The sequence below is a fragment of the Peptoniphilus sp. BV3C26 genome (assembly GCF_000478985.1).
GTDB lineage: Bacteria > Bacillota > Clostridia > Tissierellales > Peptoniphilaceae > Peptoniphilus_B > Peptoniphilus_B koenoeneniae.
In genome coordinates, this window is record NZ_AWXB01000019.1 from 1 (window position 1) to 4,195 (window position 4,195).

Here is a 4,195-nt window from a genome sequence, read left to right on the forward strand (position 1 = left end):
ACGGAACAAAAGATATGGGAATTCACAGGACATACAAACACGATTAGGTCAGTAGCAGTAGATAGCAACGGATACGTATATTCAGGAAGTGACGATAAAAAACTAATGAAGATATCACCAAGTGGACAAAAGATATGGGAATTCACAGGACATACAAACACGATTAGGTCAGTAGCAGTAGATAGCAACGGATACGTATATTCAGGAAGTGACGATAAAAAACTAATGAAGATATCACCAAGTGGACAAAAGATATGGGAATTCACAGGACATACAAACACGATTAGGTCAGTAGCAGTAGATAGCAACGGATACGTATATTTAGGAGGCGACGTCTTTAAAGTAATGAAGATATCGCCTCAAGGAACGAAAATATGGGAATTCTCAGTGGATACAGGTGTAGTCTTCTCAGTAGCAGTAGACAACCAAGACAATGTATATTCAGGAAGCTACAAAAAAGTAATGAAGATATCTCCCGATGGTAATAAGATATGGGAGTTCACAGGGTGTGCAGGTGTAGTCGGTTCAGTCGCAATAGATAACCAAGGCAACGTTTATTCAGGACTTTACGACAGATTAATAAAGGTATCACCAAATGGGCAAAAAATATGGGAGTTTACATGGAGTGGAGGCACAGTGCAAACAGTTGCAGTAGATAGCCAAGGATATGTATATTTAGGAAGTGACGATAAAAAAGTAATGAAACTGCACCAAAACATAGAACAAATTCTCACAGGATATGAGGTATTAAAATGAAAGAAATAACAGGACAAGACTTTTAATGGAAGGGGTGATCTTTATGATGGAAAATTACCAAGCTATATCAAATTTTGGAGTGCTTATCATAATAGCTGGACTATATCTCTGGCAAATGCCGAAGATGATAGAAAAGATAACAAAAGTAGTAGAATCAAACACCGAAGTAATTAAAGATGCGAAAGTCTATCATCAAAAAATGGACGAGTGTTTAAATGATATGAAGATAGATATCGAACAACTCAAAGAAGCAGGCAAAGACAGCGAGGCTTGCAAAGAGATACTTTTAAGAATTGAAAGCAAAGTTGATGCTTTGGGAAAATAACATGGCAGGGAAACCTGCCTTTTAAAGGATAATATTATGGAATTTAAATATAAACCAATCAGTAATCAAAAGCAGATCGGTAAGAGAAGAAAACTATCAGATATTAAATATCTTGTCATTCACGACACAGGCAATACATCAAAAGGTGCAGATGCAGAAGCTCATTTCAAGTATTTGCAGACTGCAATAAGGTATGGCTCTGCTCACTACTACTTAGACGATAGAGAGATTATCCAAACTATTGGAGATAGTCTTGTGGCTTGGTCTATTGGCGACAAGTGGGGGTACAGCAACAATCCTAATAGAACCAAAGACGCTCTTAATTCTAACTCAATATCGGTAGAACTATGTATCAATGCAGATATCGACAAGGCAAAAGCCTATAAGAACTTAGTAGAACTCACTAAAAACTTAATGAAGAAATTTAATATTTCACAAGATAAAGTCATCCGACACTTTGATGCAACGGGTAAAATTTGTCCTGGAAGTTGGAGCAAAAACAACTGGGCTAAGTGGTGGCAATTTAAAGAAGATATTAAGAAGCCGATTGAATGGGCGATTGACTTATCAAAAGACAGTACTTTTGGAAATACTGAAATTAAAGAAAAAGTAGGTGAACAGATGCAAGAAGAATTTAAAAAAGCAATAGAACTTGGAATAACTGATGGCTCAAGACCAAAAGACCCTGCTACACGTGAAGAAGTCGCAATGATGGTTTTAAGAGGTATTAAGATTGCGAAAGGCGAAGTCTTACCAAATATAAGCAAGAAGCCGACCTGAAGAGCAGAAGACCGATTTTTTGTAGAAAATAATATTAATTTTATTGAAACTGAAGCAGACAGAATCAGAATAGAACTTGTTGATAATAAGCCTTTAAACGTTGATGGAATTAATGGCACTTTCTATGCAATAGGCAAGAAGCCTATATACGGAATAGCCGTTCAAGATGGCAGACCTCTTGAAGCAAATTCCTATGTTAGCAATTTTGAAGGTTTAAAAAGAGGGGCGATTTGGTACGATGGAAATAATATGAGTGTGGGTATGATCTATAACATACGCTCAGAAGTCCATACAGCCATCAGGTGGGCGATTTCGGGCATAAGTCTATATCCAGTATGGAATACTAAAAAAGAGGGCTTTGTAGGCCTATATATGGACGTGCTAAGAGCTACTGCTCATACGGCTATAGGGTTCAGAGGCAGAAAAGTATATTTAATAGCTTCAGACAGGAAATACACCCTTGAAGAGTTTAGAAATAGAATTTTAAATAGCAGCATCGGATTTGATGGTCTTATAGCTCTTGATGGTGGAGGCTCTACTCAAATGAGGTTTAAAGATAAGGATATTGTTAAAAGTGTTAGAAAGTTAAATCACTGTGTCAGAATTTTGGATGAATAAACAGGAGCAAGAGGTTTGAAGATTTCTATTAAGTACAAGCCAAAATGCGAAGAAAGGCCTTGGCTTGTGGTTCGTGTCGGTGGAAAGTATGAGCAACATGCACACTTAAAGACTAAGACAGATGCTTTAAAAGTTAGAAATTTAATAGATGTGGGAAAGTATCCTTATTGCAAAGACTATAAAATAGCTATGCAAAGGTTACTCACTGAAGAAGAGTTCAAAAAGCTGGATAAGAAGTTGAGATATTTTAATAAAAGGAAGGTGTGAAAATGAGAAAAGAAGATTTAATAAGGAAACTTTCGAGCAGGAAGTTTTGGGCATGTATTACAGCAGTGATCGTGTCGCTGATAGCTTTCACAAAGGCTACACCAGAAACTGTAGAAAGAATAGTTGCTCTTGTAGGGGCTATTGGTGGTCTGTGTGTGTATATGCTTTCAGAAGGAATGGCAGACAGTAAGAGCGAAGATGTTACGAATATAATTAAGACTGAAGATTACAAAAAGCCTGGAGAATAAACTCCAGGTTCTTTTTTTTTTTTTTTTTATGCAAAAAAACCTGCACTATTTAAAGTGCAGGCAAGATAAGAAAAGAAGTCCTTAAAAAGGAGCTCCTATAAATGTATTATATCATAAAATTTTTAAAAATTTTTTAAAAAAAAGTGTTGATTTTTTCTAATGCAGGTATTATAATTATATTAAAGATAAGAAAAGGAGATAAAATCATGAATAATTTTGAAGAAGTAAAAAAAGAAATTGAAAAGGCTGTTGAAAATTTGGAAAAAGTAACAAGAGACGGAAAAGAATATCATATTGACCCCTTCTTCAGGTGGGCAATAGAAGATTTGTTTGAAAAAAACAATACCGTTTCTAAAAAAGGGGTGGCTACTATTTCAGGCCTTGATAATGAAGGGATACTGATTCCAGAATATATGTTATTTCCAATTTTTAACGGCAAAGAATTGGCAAGCATCGCCAAAATTAATCTTTGTGCAAACAGTGCAACCCTTATAAATATAGAAAGCATAGAAGAAATAAAAGATCTTAAAAATTATAGAAAATTTTTTTAGACAAAAAAATAAAAGAGTTAGAAAATCCTAACTCTTTTATCCTACACCATGTGTTGTTGTTCAAAAAGTGAAATTTTCACCGATATTTTTTAAATATCAATTGCTATTTCAATACATCTCATGTTGTTGTTCAAATGAAATTTTACTGATACTTTTTAAATATCAATTGCTATTTCAATACATCTCATGTTGTTGTTCAAATGAAATTTTACTGATACTTTTTAAATATCAATTGCTATTTCAATACACCACGTGTTGATGTTTATATTTATAATATACACCTAATTTTAAAAAATGCAAGTTTTTTTTACAAAAAAAAGGAGATGAAGTTATTGACAGAAAAAAAATATGACCAGGCTGAATATAACCGCAGATGGGCAGAGAAGAACAGAGAAAGACGAAGATATCTATCCTACAGAAGCTCTGCAAGGAGTTTTATTAGAAATTATGCGAATTCAGAGGACTTAAAAGAGCTTGAAGATTTAATCGAAAAAAGAAAAAGTTATAATTAACGGCAAAAAGTACGCTAAGTGGATTATCGATTTTAACGAAAAATACAACAAATAAAAAGAAGAGCCACGAAGGCTCTTATTTATTAGTTACTTTAAAGTTACAAAAAGCTTTAAAAAGGCTTAAAAATGAGTTATAAT

At 34.2% G+C, this 4,195-nt stretch carries 8 protein-coding genes; all 8 read left to right on the plus strand.

Annotated features, from left to right (window positions below; translation table 11 throughout):
• The coding region (locus HMPREF1253_RS02320; RefSeq protein WP_023055155.1) for a WD40 repeat domain-containing protein at positions 1–756 on the plus strand (756 nt) is incomplete at its 5' end.
• 25 nt (positions 757–781) lie between these two features.
• Positions 782–1,081, plus strand: coding sequence for a hypothetical protein (locus tag HMPREF1253_RS02325; protein WP_155803723.1), 300 nt, complete (start codon positions 782–784; stop codon positions 1,079–1,081).
• Between the two features lie 36 nt (positions 1,082–1,117).
• Positions 1,118–1,861, plus strand: a complete 744-nt coding sequence (locus HMPREF1253_RS09590; protein ID WP_023055151.1) for an N-acetylmuramoyl-L-alanine amidase family protein — start codon at positions 1,118–1,120, stop codon at positions 1,859–1,861.
• A 108-nt stretch (positions 1,862–1,969) separates the two neighbouring features.
• Complete coding sequence (locus HMPREF1253_RS09850; RefSeq protein WP_255349229.1) at positions 1,970–2,479, plus strand: phosphodiester glycosidase family protein; 510 nt, start codon at positions 1,970–1,972, stop codon at positions 2,477–2,479.
• Positions 2,480–2,494: 15 nt separating this feature from the next.
• Positions 2,495–2,746, plus strand: coding sequence for a hypothetical protein (locus tag HMPREF1253_RS02340; protein ID WP_036739208.1), 252 nt, complete (start codon positions 2,495–2,497; stop codon positions 2,744–2,746).
• Positions 2,747–2,748: 2 nt separating this feature from the next.
• Positions 2,749–2,994, plus strand: a complete 246-nt coding sequence (locus HMPREF1253_RS02345) for a hypothetical protein (protein WP_036739210.1) — start codon at positions 2,749–2,751, stop codon at positions 2,992–2,994.
• Between the two features lie 206 nt (positions 2,995–3,200).
• On the plus strand, positions 3,201–3,545 hold the full coding sequence (locus HMPREF1253_RS02350; protein ID WP_023055152.1) for a hypothetical protein: 345 nt from the start codon (positions 3,201–3,203) through the stop codon (positions 3,543–3,545).
• 332 nt (positions 3,546–3,877) lie between these two features.
• Positions 3,878–4,057: a hypothetical protein gene (locus HMPREF1253_RS02355; RefSeq protein ID WP_023055156.1), complete on the plus strand. Its 180-nt coding sequence runs from the start codon at positions 3,878–3,880 to the stop codon at positions 4,055–4,057.
• Positions 4,058–4,195 lie beyond the last annotated feature (138 nt).

Excerpts from the sequence above, each read along its gene's own strand:
- HMPREF1253_RS02325 (WP_155803723.1), top strand. The coding sequence starts at position 782 with ATGGAAGGGGTGATCTTTATGATGGAAAATTACCAAGCTATATCAAAT.
- HMPREF1253_RS09590 (WP_023055151.1), top strand. The coding sequence starts at position 1,118 with ATGGAATTTAAATATAAACCAATCAGTAATCAAAAGCAGATCGGTAAG.
- HMPREF1253_RS02345 (WP_036739210.1), top strand. The coding sequence starts at position 2,749 with ATGAGAAAAGAAGATTTAATAAGGAAACTTTCGAGCAGGAAGTTTTGG.
- HMPREF1253_RS02350 (WP_023055152.1), top strand. The coding sequence starts at position 3,201 with ATGAATAATTTTGAAGAAGTAAAAAAAGAAATTGAAAAGGCTGTTGAA.